Source organism: Streptomyces sp. NPDC044002 (genome assembly GCF_056434525.1).
The window spans coordinates 1-18,986 of the sequence record NZ_JBWKEZ010000013.1 but is presented as its reverse complement, the minus strand read 5'-3'; the positions used below and the strand labels follow the sequence as shown (position 1 = coordinate 18,986).

Sequence of the window (18,986 nt, the reverse complement as noted above, 5' to 3'; positions counted from 1 at the left end):
TGCAGTCAGTGAGAGGCCAAATCGGGGGAGTTGGTTCACCGATTTCGCCGATGACGCACGCTTTTCCGAAAACGACCGGATGTGATTGTGCCCTGCCGGTGCCCGGGCGGTGCCGAACCGCCCGGATCGTGGACGGGGTTGGAGCCGGCTACGGGGCGGTGTTGCGCGGGCCCACCGGCTGCCACGGCGCGAGGTACGCGTCGGCGTCGTCCGTCGAGGAGGTGACGTACAGCCGCGCGTCGAGGCCGACCACGGCCAGGCTGACCAGGTTCTTCCCGGTCATCGTGCTGGACGGGGCACCCACGAACATCAGCGGCGAGCGCTGCCACGCCCCGCCCGGGCCGACGTCCGAACCCAGCTGCCCGCCGGCCGAGCGGCCCGCCAGCACGTGCCCGCTCGCCGTCACCGGGCCGTAGCCCTGCAGCCCGCCCAGGTCGGTGAGGGCGTCCGCCTTGAGCCCTCCGTCGGCCGTCGCCGTCACCAGCGCGGAGCGCACGTTGCCCGAGCCCGGCTTGCGGAACAGCAGCCGTACGCCGCCCTCGCGCCCCTGCGCCGTCAGCGGGAGCGTGGTGTCCGGCAGCCCGGTGGGGGTGGCCGGGCCCAGCGGGGCGCCGGGTTCCGGCTGCGCCCAGGCCGTCACCGTCTTCGTGGTGGCGGCGAAGACCATCCGCCGCCCGGCGCCGTCGGTCGCGGTGGCGGGGGTGCCGTGCAGGTCGGAGCCGCCGAGGGAGTCCCACGGGCCCCACTCCCCGTCGGGGCGCTGGACGCGGCCGCGCAGGGTGGAGGCGCCGTCGCGGACGTACACGGCGAGCGCCCCGGTACCGTCGACGGAGACGGCGGGCGCGCTGATGTCGGAGGTCCAGGTGTCGTCGGCGCCCTCCGGGGTGCCGAGTGACTGCCAGGGGCCGAACTCGGCGGAGCCGGGGGCCTGCTGGACCGCGTACACGACCTCGCGGAGGTAGCCGGCGGGCTTGTCGCCGAAGGAGGTGCGGGTGCCGAAGGCGGCGATCCGGCCGTCCTTGAGGGTGACGGTGGATATGCCCTGGTCCATCCCGGTTCCGGGAAGCAGGCGGGGGCCGGTCCAGCTGCCGATCAGGCCGGTGCGGTGCCAGACGGCGACCTGGCCGTCGAGCACCTTGAAGGCCCACAGGCCGTGCTCGGCGTCGGAGGCCAGCCAGGAGGTGCTGGTGCCGCGGGCGTAGTTGATGGACTGCGTCCAGCGGTTGCCGGAGGGGTGGTCGGCGACCTTGAGGTCGCCGCAGCCGGCCTCGCTGCCGCAGTGGTTCTCCTTGTCGAGCCAGGCGTAGGTGTCCAGGATGTCCAGCTTCTCCTTGGCCTCGCCGGGGTCGAGGGCGCTGGGGAGCGAGCCGTTGAAGTAGCCGATGTAGTTCTGCACGGCGAAGTGCGGGCGGTCCTTGACCTCCTGCGCGTAGGCGGCGGTGGCCATCTGCGCGAACCGGGCGCCGTAGAAGTGGTCCTGGTGGTCGGTGTACCGCTTGGTGTCCTGGAACCGGCCGGGGGTCGGGTCCTGGGCGCGGATGGTGGTGGGCCGGTAGTGCTCCAGGATGCCCTTGATGGTCTGGACGACCTGGTCCTTGGTGTACGTGAACCCGTGCCGGACCGGGGAGCCGGAGGCGAGCACCGACTCCAGGTGCGGGACGCGGCCGTCCCACAGGCCGTGGAGGCTGTCGGGGACGTCCGCGTAGACGTTGCCGGCCTCGCGGAGCTGGAGCCAGACGAGGTTGATCTCGGGCTTCGCGACGAGGACGTCCACCTCGGCCTGGCCGCCGCCCTTGGTCGGGATCACGGTGCGCTTCCAGGCGCTGCTGCGGTCGCCGGTGGCCATCTTGGCGTAGGCGGCGCGGATGCCGTTCTGGCGGGCCTCGGCGTAGGCGGGCTTGTCGGGCCGGGTGGAGGCCTGCTTGGCGGCGCCGGCGTTGATGCCGTCGGCTTCGCCGGAGGTGAGGTAGACGGAGGTGACGGGGTGGCCGGCGGCTATGGAGTACCGCAGGTCCGGGTTCATGAAGTACAGGTCGTCGTCGGGGTGGGCGACGATCTGCAGCACCCGGCCGGGGTCGGGGGCGTCCACGGCGGTGGCGGTGGTGGCCCTGGAGTCGGCGGCGGTGGGGGCGTCGTAGGCGGCCAGGGCCTCGTTGCCCCGGATGACGAGCATGCCGCCGGCGGCGGTGGCGGCGACGAGGCCGACGGCCTTGACGATCTTCCGGGCGACCGGATGCCGGGCGGCTGCGCCGTGCGTGTTGCGGGCGGGCCCGGCTCCGGTTCCGGGGCCGGGGCCGGGGCCCGGCCCCGGGGCGCCGTCGGGGCGGCTGCCGGCCGGGCCGGGCGTGCGGGCCGTCGGCGTGTCGCCCCGCCGGGGCGTGGCTGCGGGGTCGGCGGCCCGGGGAGCCGGTACGCGGGGCGCGGAGGCGGGGGCTGCGGGGCCGGCCTCGCGCGCGGCGGCTGCGGGACTGTCCGCCGGGGCGGCGTCGGCCTCCCCGCGGGCCCCGCGGACGGGAGAGGGGGTGCGCGTCTCGGGCGCGTCCGCGCCGGGGGCGTCGTCGGGGCGGATCCCGGCGGCTTCGGGGGCCGCAGCCTGCGCGGTGATCCGGGGCGCGGGGGCGTCCCCGGGGCCCCCGGCATCCCCGGCGCGGCGGGCGGCGCCGGCCGGGGTTTCGCCTGCGCGGGGCTCGGCGGGACCGCCGGCGGAGGTTGCCGCGGGGGCGGGGGCCTCCGGGGACGGGTGGGCCGCGTCCGCGGTGGGGCGGGGCCCGGCGGGCTCGGGGGCCTCAGTGGTGCGGGCGTCGTCCTCGGAGCTGCCCGCGAGGGGCCCGGCGGGCTCGGGCGCGGCCGCCGTGTTGGTCCCGGGGCTCCCCGCGAGGGGCTCGGTGCCGCGCTGCTCGGGGACCCGTGCAGCGGGGGTCGAGGGCGGCTCGGGGTTGCGCGTGGAGGGTGGGGTCGCGGCGGAGCCGTGGGGTCCGTCGGACATGGGGGCTCCTCGCGGCCGGTCGGGCGGGGACCGGGCCCCTCGGACATAGATCTAACAAGTAAGCAGATAATCCGATAATCCGCCTCATGATATCGGCCACGGCACCCGGTGAGTCGAACGCCTGCTCCGGCTAGGCTCGCCCCCAGGCCGGCAGGACCGACCGGCCGCGAGACCACTCGGGAGGCGGCGGGATGACAGTCCCGGGACGCAGGAGCAGCACCTTCATCAGGCTGCTGCGGAGCGGGTTCACCGACCCCACGCACGCCGCCCGGCTCCTCGACGCCGACGCGCTGGCCTCCGTACGCGCCGACCCGGTCCTCCTCGACGCCCTCGGCGCAACCGCCGACCCCGACCTCGCCCTGCACGGGCTGGTGCGCCTCGCCGAGGCCCAGACCCCCGAGGACCTGCCCCTGCTCCTCGACACCCTCGTCAGCGCCAAACCCCTGCGCGACCGCCTCCTCGGCGTGCTCGGCGCCTCCGAGGCCCTCGCCGACCACCTCGCCCGCCACCCCCGCGACTGGCAGGCCCTCGTCACCTACGAGGCCGCCGACCTGCACCCCGGCCTCGCCGAGTTCGAGCAGGGCCTCGCCGACGCCCACGACCCCGTCGCCCTGCGCGTCGCCTACCGCCGCTGCCTGCTCTCCATCGCCGCCCGCGACGTCTGCGGCACCACCGACGTCGCCCAGACCGCCGCCGAACTCGCCGACCTCGCCACCGCCACCCTCCGCGCGGCCCTGCGCATGGCGACCGCCGCCGCCCCCGAGGACGCCGTCCGCTGCCGCCTCGCCGTCATCGCCATGGGCAAGTGCGGCGGCAACGAGCTCAACTACGTCTCCGACGTCGACGTGATCTTCGTCGGCGAGGCCGTCCCAGGCGCCGAGGAGCACAAGGCGCTCCAGGCCGCCACCCGCCTCGCCTCCCACCTCATGCGGATCTGCTCCGAGACCACCGTCGAGGGCAGCATCTGGCCCGTCGACGCCAACCTGCGCCCCGAGGGCCGCAACGGCCCCCTCGTGCGCACCCTCGCCTCCCACCTCGCCTACTACCAGCGCTGGGCCAAGACCTGGGAGTTCCAGGCCCTGCTCAAGGCCCGCGCCGTCGCCGGCGACCCCGACCTCGGGGCCCAGTACGTCGCCGCCATAACCCCCCTCGTCTGGCAGGCCGCCGAACGCGAGAACTTCGTCGCCGACGTCCAGAAGATGCGCCGCCGCGTCGTCGACAACATCCCCGCCGCCCAGGTCGACCGGGAACTCAAGCTCGGCCCCGGCGGCCTGCGCGACGTCGAGTTCGCCGTCCAGCTGCTCCAGCTCGTCCACGGCCGCAGCGACGCCACCCTGCACTCCGGCACCACCCTCGACGCCCTGCACGCCCTCGCCGACGGCGGCTACGTCGGCCGAGCCGACGCCGCCCAGCTGCACGACGCGTACCGCTTCCTGCGCGCCATGGAGCACCGCATCCAGCTCTACCGGCTGCGCCGCACCCACCTCGTCCCCGAGGACGAGGCCGACCTGCGCCGCCTCGGCCGCTCCCTGGGCCTGCGCACCGAACCCGTCGCCGAGCTCAACAAGGCCTGGCGCAGGCATGCCTCCGTCGTGCGCCGCCTCCACGAGAAGCTCTTCTACCGGCCCCTGCTCGACGCCGTCGCCCAGCTCGCCCCCGGCGAGACCCGGCTCTCCCCGCGCGCCGCCGGCCAGCGGCTCGAAGCGCTCGGCTACGCCGATCCCGCCTCCGCCCTGCGCCACCTGGAGGCCCTCTCCTCCGGCGTCAGCCGCAAGGCCGCCATCCAGCGCACCCTGCTGCCGGTCCTCCTCGGCTGGTTCGCGGACTCCGCCGACCCGGACGCCGGACTCCTCGGCTTCCGCAAGGTCTCCGACGCCCTCGGCAAGACCCCCTGGTACCTGCGCCTGCTGCGCGACGAGGGCGCCGCCGCGGAGAACCTCGCCCGCGTGCTCTCCGCCGGACGCCTCGCCCCCGACCTGCTGATGCGCGCCCCAGAGGCCGTCGCCCTGCTCGGCGACCCGGAAGGCCTCCAGCCCCGTACGCACGAGGCCCTCGAACAGGAGGTGCTCTCCGCCGTCGGCCGCGCCGACAGCGGGGAAGCGGCCGTCGCCGCCGCCCGCGGGGTCCGCCGCCGCGAGCTGTTCCGCACCACCGCCGCCGACATCATCGCCTCCTACGGCACCGAGGACAGCCCCGCCGAGAAGGACTGCGGCGCCCTCGTCGACCGGGTCGGCGACGCCGTCTCCGACCTCACCGCCGCCACCATCGCCGGCGCCCTGCGCGCCGCCGTCCGCGACCACTGGGGCGAGACCCTCCCCACCCGCTTCGCCGTCATCGGCGTCGGCCGCTTCGGCGGGCACGAGCTGGGCTACGGCTCCGACGCCGACGTGCTCTTCGTCCACGAACCCCGCGAGGGCGTCGACGAGCAGGAGGCCGCCAAGGCCGCCCAGACGGTCATCGCCGAAATGCGCAGGCTCCTCCAGCTCCCCACCGCCGACCCGCCGCTCCTCATCGACGCCGACCTGCGCCCCGAGGGCCGCTCCGGCCCCCTCGTACGCACCCTGTCCTCGTACGCCGCCTACTACCGGCGCTGGTCCCTGACCTGGGAGAGCCAGGCCCTGCTGCGCGCCGAGCCCGTCGCGGGCGACGCCGACCTCGGCAACCGCTTCATCGAACTGATCGACCCGCTGCGCTACCCCGCGGAGGGCCTCGGCGAGGACGCGGTCCGCGAGATCCGCCGCCTCAAGGCCCGCATGGAGTCCGAACGCCTGCCGCGCGGCGCCGACCCCACCCTGCACACCAAACTCGGCCGCGGCGGGCTCAGCGACGTCGAGTGGACCGTCCAGCTGCTCCAGATGCGGCACGCCTGGGCCGAACCGGGCCTGCGCACCACCCGCACCCGCCGGGCCCTGTCCGCCGCCCACGCCGCCGGGCTGCTCCCGACGGAGGAGGCGCAGATCCTCGACGAGGCCTGGGTCCTCGCCACCCGCGTCCGCAACGCCGTCATGCTGGTCCGCGGCCGCGCCGGGGACACCTTCCCCGCGGACGCCCGCGAACTGGCCGCCGTCGGCCGCTACCTGGGCTACCCGGAGGGCAGGGTGGGCGAGATGCTGGACGACTACCGCCGCACCACCCGCCGCGCCCGCGCGGTGGTGGACGAACTGTTCTACGGGGCGTAGCCGCTGACCGCGGCCCGGTCCACCCGCGGGCCGTGTCGCACTGCCCAGCCGGGTGTACCTGCAGGCCGCCGACCGAGACGGCGGGGGCCGGCCACCCCTCGGGGCGGCCGGCCCGGGCGGGGCTACGCCGCGGGGCGGCGGTAGGTGGTGACGTGGACGCCGGTGCCGGTGGTGACCGTGGAGGCCAGGTCGAACGTGCGGAGCACGCCGTCGTCCGGGAAGAGCCTCTTGCCGCCGCCGAGGAGCACCGGCATGATCATCAGCCGGAGTTCGTCGACCAGGTCCTCGGCCAGCAGGGTCCGGGCCAGCGAGGCGCTGCCCATGACCACCACGTCGCGGCCCTCGGCCTCGCGGAGCTTGCGGATCTGCGCGAGGGCCTCGCCGGCCGGGATGAGCGTGGTGTTGTTCCACGTCAGGTCGGACTCGCCGAGCGTGCCCGACACGACGTACTTGGCGACGGCGTTCATGTGGTCCGCGAAGGGGTCGCCGGCCCGCTCCGGCCACGCCCCGGCCATGACCTGCCAGGTGCGGCGCCCGAACAGCAGGGCGTCGGTGGCGGCGGCCCACTCGGCCAGCGCGCCGCCCATGACCTCCGGGTCGAAGAACGGGTGCGTCCACCCGCCGTGGGCGAAGCCCCCGTCGGTGTCCTCCTCCGGGCCGCCCGGTGCCTGGATGACGCCGTCCAGGCTGATGAATTCACCCAGCACGATGCGCATGGGAATGCCTCGCTTCCTGATCCCTCGGGTTCGTACGCGACAAGGGAAAGCTATGCAGCGTTCAGTGATCCGGCAATCAGATCTTTGATTGAGGGGGTGTATGCGCTGGTCAAGGCGGGTGAATCGTTGCAGTGGATCTGAATTGAACGCAAGATCGGGGTGTGTGGTCATTGCAATGAATGGAGGTGAACGCATGCCCGCCACCCCCGCCGCCGCGACATGATGAACCCCGAGCCCAGGCCGGAACCAGAAGGAGAACCGCCCCGTGCCCGCTGCCGACACCGTCCTCACCGGAGCCCGCGTCCGCACCCTCGACCCCGCCCGCCCCGAAGCCGGCGCGGTCGCCCTGCGCGGCGGCGAGATCGCGGCCGTCGGCGACGCGGCCGACGTACGCGACTGGCTCGGCCCCGCCACCCAGGTCCTCGACCTCGGCGGAGCCACCCTCACCCCCGGCTTCACCGACGCCCACAGCCACCCCGTCTGGGGCGTCGAGATGGCCACCGGAACCGACCTCTCGCACGTCCGCGACCTCGACCAGCTGCGCGCCGCCCTCCGCACCGCCGACCGCACCGGCGGCTGGGTCCTCGGCTTCGGCCTCGACCACAACGCCTTCGGCGGCCGCCCCGTCGACCGGGACCTCGTCGAGGACGTCCTCGGCGCCACCCCCGCCTTCCTGCGCCTCTACGACGGCCACTCCGCCCTCGCCACCGGCCCGGCCCTGGCCGCCGCCGGCGTCACCGGCCCCCGCGCCTTCGACCAGCGCTCCGAGATCGTCTGCGACGGCGACGGCCGCCCCACCGGGCACCTCGTCGAGCACGCCGCCATGTCCCTGGTCGGCGCCCTCGCCCCCAAGCCCGCCCCCGCCGAACGCCGCGCCCGCCTCCTCGCCCTCCTCGACGCCATGGCCGCCACCGGGCTCACCGGCGCCCACGTCATGGACCTCGGCGACGGGGACGTCCCCGCCCTCCTCGCCACCGTCGAGTACGAGACCGACCTGCCGCTGCGGCTGCGCCTCGCCCCCTGGTGCATGCCCGGCGCCGACGAGGAGGCCCTGGCCGCGCTGGTAGGGCTCCAGGGCGTACGCGGACGCCACTGGCAGGTCGACGGCGTCAAGTTCTTCATGGACGGCACCGTCGAGGGAGGCACCGCCTGGCTGGACCACGCCGACTGCCACGGCCAGGGCACCGAGGCCTTCTGGCCCGACCCGCACGCCTACGCGCGGGCCGTGCGCTTCCTCCACGCGGCCGGCGTGCGCACCGCCACCCACGCCATCGGCGACGCGGCCGTCCGGCACGTCCTGGACACGGTCGCGTCGCTCGGCGAGGGCGCCCGCATGCGGCACCGGATCGAGCACATCGAGACCGTCCCCGACGACCAGCTGAAGCGGTTCGCCGAGCTCGGGGTGATCGCCTCCATGCAGCCCCCGCACACCGCCTACACCCGCGCCGACCACACCGACGAGTGGTCCAGGCGGCTCGGCGGCGAACGCGCCGCCCGCGCCTGGCGCTGCCGGGACCTGCGCGACGCCGGCGCGGTCCTCGCCCTCGGCTCCGACTGGCCCATCGCCCACCACGACGCCCGCCGGGTCCTCGCCACCGCCCTGCGCCCCCTGGGCGCCGCATCCGGCGGCAGGGCCCTGACCGGGGCGATGGCACTGGAGGGCATGACCTCCCACGCGGCGCTCGCGGCCGGCGAGCAGGCCGTCGCGGGCCGCATCGCCCCGGGCTACCGCGCGGACCTGACGGCCCTCGCCCTCGACCCGGTCACCGCCGCCCCCGGTGAACTCGCGGAGGCCCCCGTACGCCTGACCGTCTCGGGCGGCCGGATCACCCACCGCGACGGGGTCTAGCGGGGTTCAGCAGGCCTACGCCCTGCGGAAGCGGTTCAGCAGTTCCGACGCCGGGTGCGGACCGGTGTGCACCGGCCGGCGCGGCAGCCGGTGCGGCAGCGATCCGTACCAGGCGCGGGACACGGTGTACCCGAAGGCCAGGCAGAGCACGCCGCCGACGGCGTCGAGCCAGAAGTGGTTGGCGGTGGCCACGATCACGACCAGGGTCGCCGTCGGGTACAGCAGCCCCAGGATCCGCGCCCACGGAGCCGAGGCCACCGCGAAGATTGTCAGCCCGCACCAGAGCGACCACCCGATGTGCATGGAGGGCATCGCCGCGTACTGGTTCGACATGTGCTTGAGGTTCCCCGAGGCCATGGAACCCCAGGTGTGGTGCACCAGCACGGTGTCGATGAAGTGCTCCCCGTTCATCAGCCGGGGCGGCGCGAGCGGGTAGAGGTAGTAGCCGACCAGGGCGACACCCGTGGTGGCGAAGAGGACGAGGCGGGTGGCGGCGTAACGCCCGGGATGGAAGCGGTAGATCCACACCAGCACGCCGATCGTCACGATGAAGTGCAGCGTCGCGTAGTAGTAGTTCATCCCGACGACCAGCCAGGTCACCGAGTTCACGGCGTGGTTGACGGACTGCTCCACGGCGATGCCGAGCCCGCGCTCCACGGACCAGATCCAGTCGGCGTTCGCGAGCGCGGCCGCCTTCTGCTCGGGCACGGCGTTGCGGATCAGCGAGTACGTCCAGTAGCTGACGGCGATCAGCAGGATCTCGAACCAGATCCGGGGCCGTCGAGGGGCCCGCAGCCGGGTCAGGAGCGCGCCCTGAGGCTCCGGACGGGATCCGTGTTCTGTCCCGGTGGGTGACGAGACGTCCGCCCTGGGGGTCCCGCCAGCGGTAGCTGGGGGAGTTTCCAGTGTCTTCACGCTCGCTTCACCCATGGGCAGAGAGTCTGCCAGATGCGTCACCGCCTCCGATCATCCCTCGGGACGGTCTTCCCCGCCCCTTCTCAACCCGGGGGACTACCCGGTAACCCCTAGGGGGTACCGGGCAGTACTAAGGGGTGCGGCGCTGCGCCGGCCCCGAGGCCGTCGAGCCGCGGACCACCAGCTCGGGCAGGAACACGAACTCGCTGTGCGGGGCCGGCGTACCGCCGATCTCCTCCAGCAGGGTCCGTACCGCCGCCTGCCCCATCGCCTGCACCGGCTGCCGGATGGTGGTCAGCGGCGGATCGGTGAACGCTATGAGCGGCGAGTCGTCGAAGCCGACCACCGACACGTCCTGCGGCACCCGCAGCCCCTGCTGCCGGGCGGCCCGGATCGCACCGAGCGCCATCATGTCGCTCGCGCACACCACCGCCGTGCAGCCCCGCCCGATGAGCGCGGCCGCGGCGGCCTGGCCGCCCTCCAGGGTGTACAGGGAGTGCTGGATCAGCTCCTCCGCCTCGGCCTCGCCGAGCCCGAGCCGGTCCCGCATCGCGGCCCGGAAGCCCTCGATCTTGCGGAGTACCGGCACGAACCGCTTCGGGCCGACCGCGAGGCCGATCCGGGTGTGCCCCAGCGCCGTCAGGTGGGTCACGGCGAGCTGCATCGCGGCCCGGTCGTCGGGGGAGACGAAGGGGGCCCGCACCTTGTCGGAGAAACCGTTGATGAGGACGTACGGGACGCCCTGCGCCCGGAGCTGGTCGTAGCGGCCCATGTCGGCGGTGGTGTCGGCGTGCAGCCCCGAGACGAAGATGATCCCGGAGACCCCCCGGTCCACCAGCATCTCGGTCAGCTCGTCCTCGGTGGACCCGCCGGGCGTCTGCGTCGCCAGCACCGGCGTGTACCCCTGCCGGGTCAGCGCCTGCCCGATGACCTGCGCGAGCGCCGGGAAGATGGGGTTGTCCAGCTCGGGGGTTATCAGCCCGACGAGCCCGGCGCTGCGCTGCCGCAGCCGCACGGGCCGCTCGTAGCCGAGCACGTCGAGCGCGGCCAGCACGGACTCACGGGTGCCGGCGGCCACACCGGGCTTGCCGTTGAGCACGCGGCTGACTGTGGCTTCGCTGACCCCCGCCTGGGCTGCGATGTCGGCTAGCCGTGCGGTCACGGCACTGGACTGTACCGGTAGCCGGCTCACATCGCCCACCACGTGCAGGAATCGGGGGGAAGACGGACGGTGCGGCCGTCGGTCTCCACCGGGGCGCTGGAGAGCACCGGCCGGCCCGGGGAGGGCAGCTCCACGGCGGCGGGCCTGGTGTTGAGGGTGCAGGCGAAGCCGGGGCGGGTGAAGAGGAGGACCCCGTCGGGCGCGGGCCGCCAGCGCATCCCGCGTGCGAACACCGCAGGTCCCGCCCCCACGCCGGGCCACTCCTCGCGGCACCCGCCCTGTCCCGACTCCGGCGCGCCCAGCCCCGGCATGGCCCGGCGCAGTTCCAGCGCGGCGCGGTACAGCTCCAGCGTCGAGTGCGGGTCGCCGGTCTGCGCGGCGACGCTCAGCTCCGCCCAGCCGGCGGGCTGCGGCAGCCAGCTGCCGCCGGGGCCGAAGCCGTACGGGGCCTCCGCGCCGGACCAGGGGAGCGGTACGCGGCACCCGTCGCGCAGCCCGTCCTGCCCCTCGGCCTCGACGGCCCCGGCCCCGTCGGCCGAGGCGGCCTCGGCCCCGGAGGCCCCGACCGCCCCGGCCCCGTCGGCACCCGCGCCCCGCCGGCCGCGCCGGAACGCCGGGTCCTGGCGGGCCGCGTCCGGGAGCTCGGTCACCTCCGGCAGGCCGAGCTCCTCGCCCTGGTAGACGTACGCCGACCCGGGCAGCGCCAGCATCAGCAGCGCCGCCGCCCGCGCCCGGGCCAGGCCCCGCGCCCCGCCCCCGTACCGGGTGACGTGCCGCACGACGTCGTGGTTGGACAGCACCCAGGTCGTCGGGGCGCCCACGGAGGCGGTCGCGGCCAGGGACTCGTCGATCACGGTCCGCATCGCCGCCGGGTCCCAGGGGCAGTTCAGGAACCGGAAGTTGAAGGCCTGGTGCAGCTCGTCGGGCCGCACGTACAGCGCGAGCCGCTCCGAGGTGGGCGCCCACGCCTCGGCGACCCCGATCCGCCCGTCCCCGTACGAGTCGAGCAGCCGCCGCCAGGAGCGGTGGATGGCGTGCACCCCGTCCTGGTCGAAGAAGGGGAGCGGCTCGGTGCCGATCAGGGTGGCCTGCGCGCCCCGGCCGATGTCGGGCAGGCCCGGGGCCTTGACCATGCCGTGGGCCACGTCCACCCGGAAGCCGTCGACGCCCAGGTCGAGCCAGAAGCGCAGCACCGACTCGAACTCCGCCGCGACCTCCGGGTTCTCCCAGTCCAGGTCGGGCTGCTCGGGGGCGAAGAGGTGCAGGTACCAGTCGCCGTCCGGCACCCGGGTCCAGGCCGGACCGCCGAAGACGGACTCCCAGTCGTTGGGCGGCAGCTCCCCGTCCGCGCCCCGCCCCGGGCGGAACAGGTACCGCTCGCGGGCGCCGGGCACGCCGGCGAGGGCCTCCCGGAACCAGGGGTGGGCCTCGGAGGTGTGGTTCGGCACCACGTCGACGATCACCCGCAGGCCGAGCGCGTGCGCGGCCCGGACCAGGTCGTCGGCGTCGGCGAGGTCGCCGAAGAGGGGGTCGACGGCCCGGTAGTCGGCGACGTCGTAGCCGCCGTCCGCCTGCGGGGACACGTAGAAGGGGGTGAGCCACACGGCGTCCACCCCCAGCCGGGCCAGGTGGGGCAGCCGCTCGCGCACCCCGCGCAGGTCCCCGACGCCGTCGCCGTCGCTGTCCGCGAAGGAGCGGACGTACACCTGGTAGATGACGGCATCGCGCCACCAGGCGCCGCTCACGGCGGGGTCGCCGGAAGCACCGCTGAAAGCGTTGCTGGAAGCTCTTGCAAGCGGGACGGCCGTCAACTCGTGGTTCATACCGCAGTCAACGCGCGTACACACCCCGTGGTTGCGGGCCTGCGCAATCGAAGCGGACTCGAACTAACAGCAAGCTGCGGCAACCGTAGGGACACACGGATGTAACGATCGCCTCCGCTTGCAGAAAATTGCCGCAAGGTCTTTCCGTCGGCTTTCAGGCTTGTTACGTTCCTCGCAACTCGGGACCGCGAGGGCGCGGCCGGGATCATCGAAGGAGTTCATATGCGGCGTGGCATAGCGGCCACCGCGCTGGTCGCGACCCTGGCGCTCGCGGCGACGGCTTGCGGCGGTGACACCAAGGACGACGGTGGGCAGAAGGCCGGCGGCGAGCTGTCCGGCACCGTCACCTGGTGGGACACCTCGAACGACGCCGAGAAGGCGAGCTTCCAGAAGATCGCCGAGGCGTTCACCGCGAAGCACCCGAAGGTGACCGTCAAGTACGTCAACGTGCCCTACGGCGACGCCCAGAACAAGGTCAAGAACGCCTTCAGCAGCGGCGCCGACGCCCCCGACGTGATCCGCGCCGATGTCGGCTGGGTCGCCGACTTCGCCTCGCTCGGCTACCTCGACGAGGTCCCCGCCGACACCGCGAAGAAGATCGACGCCGAGTTCCTCCCGCAGGCCGCGGCCAGCGGCAAGTTCGAGGGCAAGACCTACGCCGTCCCGCAGGTCATCGACACCCTCGGCCTCTTCTACAACAAGAAGATGCTCGCCGACGCCGGCGTCCAGCCCCCCAAGACCCTTGAGGAGCTGAAGACCGCCGCCACCGCCATCAAGGCCAAGACCGGCAAGACCGGCCTCTACCTGCGCGGCGACGACTCCTACTGGTTCCTGCCCTTCATCTACGGCGAGGGCGGCGACCTCGTCGACGCCAAGACCAAGACGGTCACCGTCGACAACGCGGCCGGCGTCAAGGGCTTCAAGGCCGCCCGCGACCTGGTCACCTCCGGCGCGGCGGTCACCAACGCCACCGACGGCTGGACCAACATGCAGACCGCCTTCAAGTCCGGGGAGGTCGCCATGATGATCAACGGCCCCTGGGCCGTCGCGGACAGCTACGCCGGCGACCAGTTCAAGGACAAGTCCAACCTCGGCGTCGCCCCCGTCCCGGCCGGCTCCGCCAAGGCCGGCGCCCCGCAGGGCGGCCACGACCTCGCCGTCTACGCCGGCTCCAAGAACACCGCCGCCGCGCACGCCTTCGTCGAGTACATGACCTCCCAGGAGGTCCAGGTCCAGTCCGCCAAGGACCTGAGCCTGCTGCCCACGCGCACCGCCGCCTACGAGCAGCCGGACGTCAAGAGCAGCGAGATGGTCCAGTTCTTCAAGCCGGCCGTCGACAAGGCCGTCGAGCGCGCCTGGATCCCTGAGAACGGCTCCCTCTTCGAGCCGCTGAAGGTCGAGTACACCAAGGCCGTCACCGGCGCCTCGACCCCCGAGGACGCGGCCAAGGCGGCCGGCGCCGAGTTCCGCAAGATCCTCAAGGGCTGGAAGTAGTACGGACGATGGCTGCTGACACCAGCCGGTCGGTGGCGAAGGCCGCGGACGGCGAGACGACCCTCGCCGCCCGCGGCCCCAGCCGCACGACTGCCAAGAACGCCGGAAGCCCGCGCGGCGGCCTCCGCCGCGCCCTCGCCACGCACTGGTACGCCTGGGCCATGACCGCCCCGGTCGTCATCGTCCTCGGCGTGATCGTGGGCTGGCCACTCGTACGCGGCGTCTACCTGTCGCTGACGAACGCCAACGAGCGCAACGTCGCCCGCACCATCGGCGTGCGCCACATCGACGCCACGTACGAGTTCGTCGGGCTCGACAACTACACGGCGGTCCTCGGCGACCCCGTCTTCTGGCAGCGGCTGGTGTGGACGGTGGTGTGGACCGTCGCCTGCGTCTCCGTCACCTTCGTCCTCGGCCTCACCCTGGCCACCATGCTCAACCGGCAGTTCCGGGGCCGCGCCGCCTACCGCATGGCGCTCATCCTGCCCTGGGCCGTGCCCGGCTTCGTCTCCGTCTTCGCCTGGCGGTTCCTCTTCAACCGCGACAACGGCATCCTCAACAAGGTCCTCGACGGCGGCGGGATCTCCGCCATCCCGTGGCTCGACGACCCCACCTGGGCCAAGTTCTCCGTCATCGCCGTCAACGTCTGGCTCGGCATCCCCTTCATGATGGTCGCCCTCCTCGGCGGCCTCCAGTCCATCCCCGGCGAGCTCTACGAGGCCGCCGAGATGGACGGCGCCGGCCCCTGGCAGCGCTTCCGGCACATCACCCTGCCCGGACTGCGCGCCGTGAGCATGACGGTGATCCTGCTCTCCACCATCTGGACCTTCAACATGTTCCCGGTGATCTTCCTGCTGACGCGGGGCGGCCCCGGCGACTCCACCGAGATCCTGGTGACCCAGGCCTTCCGCGAGGCCTTCATCGCCAGCCCGCGCGACTTCGCCGGCTCCGCGACCTGGGGCGTGCTGATCCTCGGCCTGCTCATGATCTTCGCGCTGGTCTACCGGCGCTCGCTGCGCAAGCAGGGAGAGGTGTGGTGACCGTGACCACCAACGACAACGCCTCGAAGCCGACGGCCCCGGCCCCGGCGCCGGCGGCGCGCCCGCGCGGCAGCCGCTCCCCGCTCGCCTCCTTCGGACTGCACGCCACGCTCGTCGTCGCGTCCGTCATCGCCGTCTTCCCCGTGCTGTGGATCCTGCTGACCTCGCTCAAGCCGGCCAAGTACGCCATCAGCACGGACTTCGTGAAGGAACCCACCCTCTCGAACTACTCCTACCTGCTGGAGGACAGCCACTTCCTCAGCTGGTTCTGGAACTCCGTGCTCGTCGCCGGCGTCACCACCGTGCTCGGCGTGTTCATCGCCGCCACGACGGGCTACGCCGTCAGCCGCTTCAAGTTCCCGGGCATGAAGCCGCTCATGTGGACCCTGCTCATCACGCAGATGTTCCCCATGGCCATCCTCATCGTCCCGCTCTACAACCTGATGGGCGACCTCGGGCTGCTCAACCAGCCGCTCGGCCTGATCATCACCTACCTCACCATCGCCGTGCCGTTCTGCGCCTGGATGATGAAGGGCTTCTTCGACACCATCCCGGTCGAGATCGACGAATCCGGCCGCGTCGACGGGCTCAACCCCTTCGGCACCTTCTGGCGCCTGATCCTGCCGCTCGCCAAGCCCGGCCTCGCCGTGACCGGCTTCTACGCCTTCATCACCGCCTGGGGCGAGGTCGCGTACGCCTCCGCCTTCATGGTCGGCGAGGAGAACCTCACCCTCGCGGGCGGCCTGCAGACCTTCGTCACGCAGTACACCTCCAACTGGGGCGCCATGAGCGCGGCATCCGTCCTCATCGCGATCCCGGCGGCGGTCTTCTTCCTCTTCGCCCAGCGTCACCTCGTCGCCGGTATGACGGCGGGCGCCACCAAGGGCTGACCACCCGGCGTCCGTCTCCCGTTTTCCGGTACCGGCCCGATCTTCCAAGGACACCATGACCCAGCACCTCGCCGACGCACTCCCCACCCCGACCGGGACCCAGCCCGGCTGGTGGAGAGACGCGGTGATCTACCAGGTCTATCCGCGCAGCTTCGCCGACTCCAACGGGGACGGCATGGGGGACCTCGAAGGCATCCGCAGCCGGCTGCCCTACCTGCGCGACCTGGGTGTCGACGCCGTGTGGCTCAGCCCCTTCTACGCCTCCCCGCAGGCCGACGCCGGCTACGACGTCGCCGACTACCGGGCCATCGACCCCATGTTCGGCACCCTGCACGACGCCGACGCCGTGATCCGCGAAGCGCACGGCCTGGGCCTGCGGATCATCGTCGACCTCGTCCCCAACCACTGCTCCGACCAGCACGAATGGTTCAAGCAGGCGCTCCGCGAAGGCCCGGGGACCCCGCTGCGCGAGCGCTTCCACTTCCGGCCGGGGAAGGGGGAGTCGGGCGAGGAGCCGCCGAACGACTGGGAGTCCATCTTCGGCGGGCCCGCCTGGACCCGGGTCGAGGACGGGGAGTGGTACCTGCACCTGTTCGCCCCGGAGCAGCCCGACTTCAACTGGGAACACCCGGCGGTGCAGGACGAGTTCCGGTCCGTGCTGCGGTTCTGGCTCGACCTGGGCGTGGACGGCTTCCGCATCGACGTCGCCCACGGACTGGTCAAGGCCGCCGGACTGCCCGACCTGGGGCGCGACGAGCAGCTCAAGCTGCTCGGCAACCAGGTGCTGCCCTTCTTCGACCAGGACGGCGTCCACGAGATCTACCGGAAGTGGCGCACCGTCCTCGACGAGTACGCCGGCGACCGCATCGGCGTCGCCGAGGCGTGGGCCCCCAACGTCGAACGCACCGCCCTCTACGTACGCCACGACGAGCTGCACCAGGCGTTCAACTTCCACTACCTGACGACCGGATGGGACGCGGCCGCGCTGCGCGCCACCATCGACGCGTCGCTCGACGCCATGCGGCCCGTGGGCGCCCCGACGACCTGGGTGCTGTCCAACCACGACGTGGTCCGCCACCGGACCCGCTTCGGCAGCCTGGACCGGGCGCGCGCCGCCGCACTGCTGATGCTGGCCCTGCCCGGATCCGCGTACGTCTACCAGGGCGAGGAACTCGGACTGCCCGAGGTCACCGACCTCCCCGACGAGGTGCGCCAGGACCCCTCGTTCTTCAAGGCGAACGGGCAGGACGGGCTGCGCGACGGATGCCGCGTCCCGCTGCCGTGGTCGGGCGGGGAAGCCCCGTACGGCTTCGGGACCGGCGGCAGCTGGCTGCCCCAGCCGGCGGAGTGGGCCGGCCTGAGCGTCGAGGCCCAGACCGGGGACCAGGACTCCACGCTGGAGCTCTACCGCACCGCCCTGCGGATCCGCCGCGAGCACGCCGACCTGGGCGCCGGGGACGCCGTGGAATGGCTGGACGCCCCGGAAGGGGTGCTGATGTTCCGCCGGGGCGGCTTCGTGTGCGCGGCCAACACGACGGCGGACGCGGTGCGGATACCGGGTGCGGGTGCGGGTGCGGGCGTGGGCGTGGTGCTGCTGGCGAGCGGCGAGCTGCCGGAGGCGGACGTCCTGCCCGGTGACACGGCGGTGTGGTGGCAGGGGTGAGTTCCCCGCTGCGGCTGACGGACATCGCCTCGCAGGCCCAGGTCAGCGAGGCGACGGTCAGCCGCGTCCTCAACGGCAAGGCGGGCGTGGCGGCCGGCACCCGGCACCGGGTGCTGGCCGCCATGGACCTGCTCGGCTACGAGCGGCCGGTGAGGCTGAAGCGGCGCAGCAACGGTCTGGTCGGGCTGCTGATCCCCGAACTGACCAACCCCATCTTTCCGGCGTTCGCACAGGTCATCGAACAGGCGCTGGCCGGGCAGGGGTACACGCCGGTGCTGTGCACCCAGACCCCGGGCGGCGCCACGGAGGACGAACTGGTCGAGCAGCTGGAGGAACGGGGGGTCACCGGCATCGTCTTCCTGTCCGGCCTGCACGCGGACTCGTCGGCCGACCCGGCGCGCTACCAGCGGCTCTCGGCGCGCGGGCTGCCGTTCGTACTGATCAACGGCTTCAACGAGGCCATCAGCGCCCCCTTCGTCTCCCCGGACGACCGGGCGGCGGCGGAGATGGCCGTACGGCACCTGGAGGAGCTCGGACACCGGCGCATCGGGCTCGCCATCGGGCCCACGCGGTACGTCCCCTCCGCGCGCAAGGAGCAGGGGTTCCTGGCCGCGCGGCCGGGGGCGGCGGAGGAAGGGCTGGTCCAGCGCACCCTGTTCACCGTCGAGGGCGGCCACGCGGCGGGCGGCGCCCTGCTGGACCGGGGCTGCACGGGTGTGGTCTGCGCCAGCGACATGATGGCCCTCGGCGTCATCCGCGCTGCGAGGGAGCGGGGCCTGCGCGTCCCCGAGGACGTCTCGGTGGTCGGCTTCGACGACTCCCCGCTCATCGCCTTCACGGACCCCCCGCTGACGACGGTCCGCCAGCCGGTCCGCGCGATGGCCACGGCAGCGGTCGGCGCCCTCCTGGAGGCGGTGGCCGGCACCCCGGTCCAGCGCACGGAGTACGTGTTCCAGCCGGAACTGGTGGTCCGGGGGTCGACGGGGATGGTGCGGGGGTAGGGGGCGGGGGCTCGCGGTGGGGGCCCGCTATCTCCCCCTCGAGGGGGTGGGGGCGGGGCGGGGGTTGCCCACCCGCCCCCTCGTCTGCGGGCCGGGGGCCGGGTGGGCGGTATCCCCCTGGACCGGATCAGAGAAGTCTGGGGGTTTCCCGTCAGTCCCATCGTCCTTCCGTGTCGTGCCGGCCTGAAGCTCCTATGGATCGTCAAGTGGTGTGTGGGAGGGGGTTGGCTGTGGTTGGTGGCTGGGTGAGGTGTTTGTAGACCTCGCG

The 18,986-nt window shown here is 73.3% G+C and carries 12 protein-coding genes; 7 read left to right on the top strand and 5 right to left on the bottom strand.

Going from position 1 to position 18,986, the window contains the following annotated elements; translation table 11 throughout:
- Positions 1–148 precede the first annotated feature (148 nt).
- On the bottom strand, positions 149–2,986 hold the full coding sequence (locus AC07A6_RS12505; RefSeq protein WP_478777070.1) for a PIG-L family deacetylase: 2,838 nt from the start codon (positions 2,984–2,986) through the stop codon (positions 149–151).
- A 191-nt stretch (positions 2,987–3,177) separates the two neighbouring features.
- On the opposite strand from AC07A6_RS12505, the gene AC07A6_RS12500 reads away from it, so the two are divergent.
- Complete coding sequence (locus AC07A6_RS12500; protein ID WP_478777069.1) at positions 3,178–6,165, top strand: bifunctional [glutamine synthetase] adenylyltransferase/[glutamine synthetase]-adenylyl-L-tyrosine phosphorylase; 2,988 nt, start codon at positions 3,178–3,180, stop codon at positions 6,163–6,165.
- 122 nt (positions 6,166–6,287) lie between these two features.
- On the opposite strand, the gene AC07A6_RS12495 is transcribed toward AC07A6_RS12500, so the two are convergent.
- The gene (locus tag AC07A6_RS12495; protein WP_478777068.1) at positions 6,288–6,881 is read right to left on the bottom strand and encodes a dihydrofolate reductase family protein; all 594 of its coding nucleotides are present in this window, start codon (positions 6,879–6,881) and stop codon (positions 6,288–6,290) included.
- 265 nt (positions 6,882–7,146) lie between these two features.
- On the opposite strand from AC07A6_RS12495, the gene AC07A6_RS12490 reads away from it, so the two are divergent.
- On the top strand, positions 7,147–8,730 hold the full coding sequence (locus AC07A6_RS12490) for an amidohydrolase (RefSeq protein ID WP_478777067.1): 1,584 nt from the start codon (positions 7,147–7,149) through the stop codon (positions 8,728–8,730).
- 15 nt (positions 8,731–8,745) lie between these two features.
- Here AC07A6_RS12490 and AC07A6_RS12485 read toward each other — a convergent pair whose 3' ends face one another.
- The 3 genes from AC07A6_RS12485 to AC07A6_RS12475 all read right to left on the bottom strand — a co-directional run bounded on the left by AC07A6_RS12485 (position 8,746) and on the right by AC07A6_RS12475 (position 12,630).
- Positions 8,746–9,660 (bottom strand): phosphatase PAP2 family protein, encoded by a 915-nt coding sequence (locus AC07A6_RS12485; protein ID WP_478777066.1) that lies wholly within the window; start codon positions 9,658–9,660, stop codon positions 8,746–8,748.
- A gap of 115 nt (positions 9,661–9,775) precedes the next feature.
- On the bottom strand, positions 9,776–10,807 hold the full coding sequence (locus tag AC07A6_RS12480) for a LacI family DNA-binding transcriptional regulator (RefSeq protein WP_362466465.1): 1,032 nt from the start codon (positions 10,805–10,807) through the stop codon (positions 9,776–9,778).
- 26 nt (positions 10,808–10,833) lie between these two features.
- Positions 10,834–12,630 (bottom strand): glycoside hydrolase family 13 protein, encoded by a 1,797-nt coding sequence (locus tag AC07A6_RS12475; protein ID WP_478777065.1) that lies wholly within the window; start codon positions 12,628–12,630, stop codon positions 10,834–10,836.
- A gap of 222 nt (positions 12,631–12,852) precedes the next feature.
- Between AC07A6_RS12475 and AC07A6_RS12470 the strand changes: the two genes are divergently transcribed.
- The 5 genes from AC07A6_RS12470 to AC07A6_RS12450 are packed head-to-tail and all read left to right on the top strand — an operon-like array spanning position 12,853 to position 18,718.
- Complete coding sequence (locus AC07A6_RS12470) at positions 12,853–14,124, top strand: extracellular solute-binding protein (RefSeq protein ID WP_386273976.1); 1,272 nt, start codon at positions 12,853–12,855, stop codon at positions 14,122–14,124.
- Positions 14,125–14,132: 8 nt separating this feature from the next.
- On the top strand, positions 14,133–15,164 hold the full coding sequence (locus AC07A6_RS12465; RefSeq protein ID WP_362466474.1) for a carbohydrate ABC transporter permease: 1,032 nt from the start codon (positions 14,133–14,135) through the stop codon (positions 15,162–15,164).
- Positions 15,161–16,054: a sugar ABC transporter permease gene (locus AC07A6_RS12460; RefSeq protein ID WP_478777064.1), complete on the top strand. Its 894-nt coding sequence runs from the start codon at positions 15,161–15,163 to the stop codon at positions 16,052–16,054. The genes AC07A6_RS12465 and AC07A6_RS12460 overlap by 4 nt, the downstream gene beginning before the upstream one ends.
- A 55-nt stretch (positions 16,055–16,109) precedes the next feature.
- The gene (locus AC07A6_RS12455) at positions 16,110–17,717 is read left to right on the top strand and encodes a glycoside hydrolase family 13 protein (RefSeq protein WP_478777063.1); all 1,608 of its coding nucleotides are present in this window, start codon (positions 16,110–16,112) and stop codon (positions 17,715–17,717) included.
- Positions 17,705–18,718, top strand: coding sequence for a LacI family DNA-binding transcriptional regulator (locus AC07A6_RS12450; protein ID WP_362466480.1), 1,014 nt, complete (start codon positions 17,705–17,707; stop codon positions 18,716–18,718). The genes AC07A6_RS12455 and AC07A6_RS12450 overlap by 13 nt, the downstream gene beginning before the upstream one ends.
- Positions 18,719–18,986 lie beyond the last annotated feature (268 nt).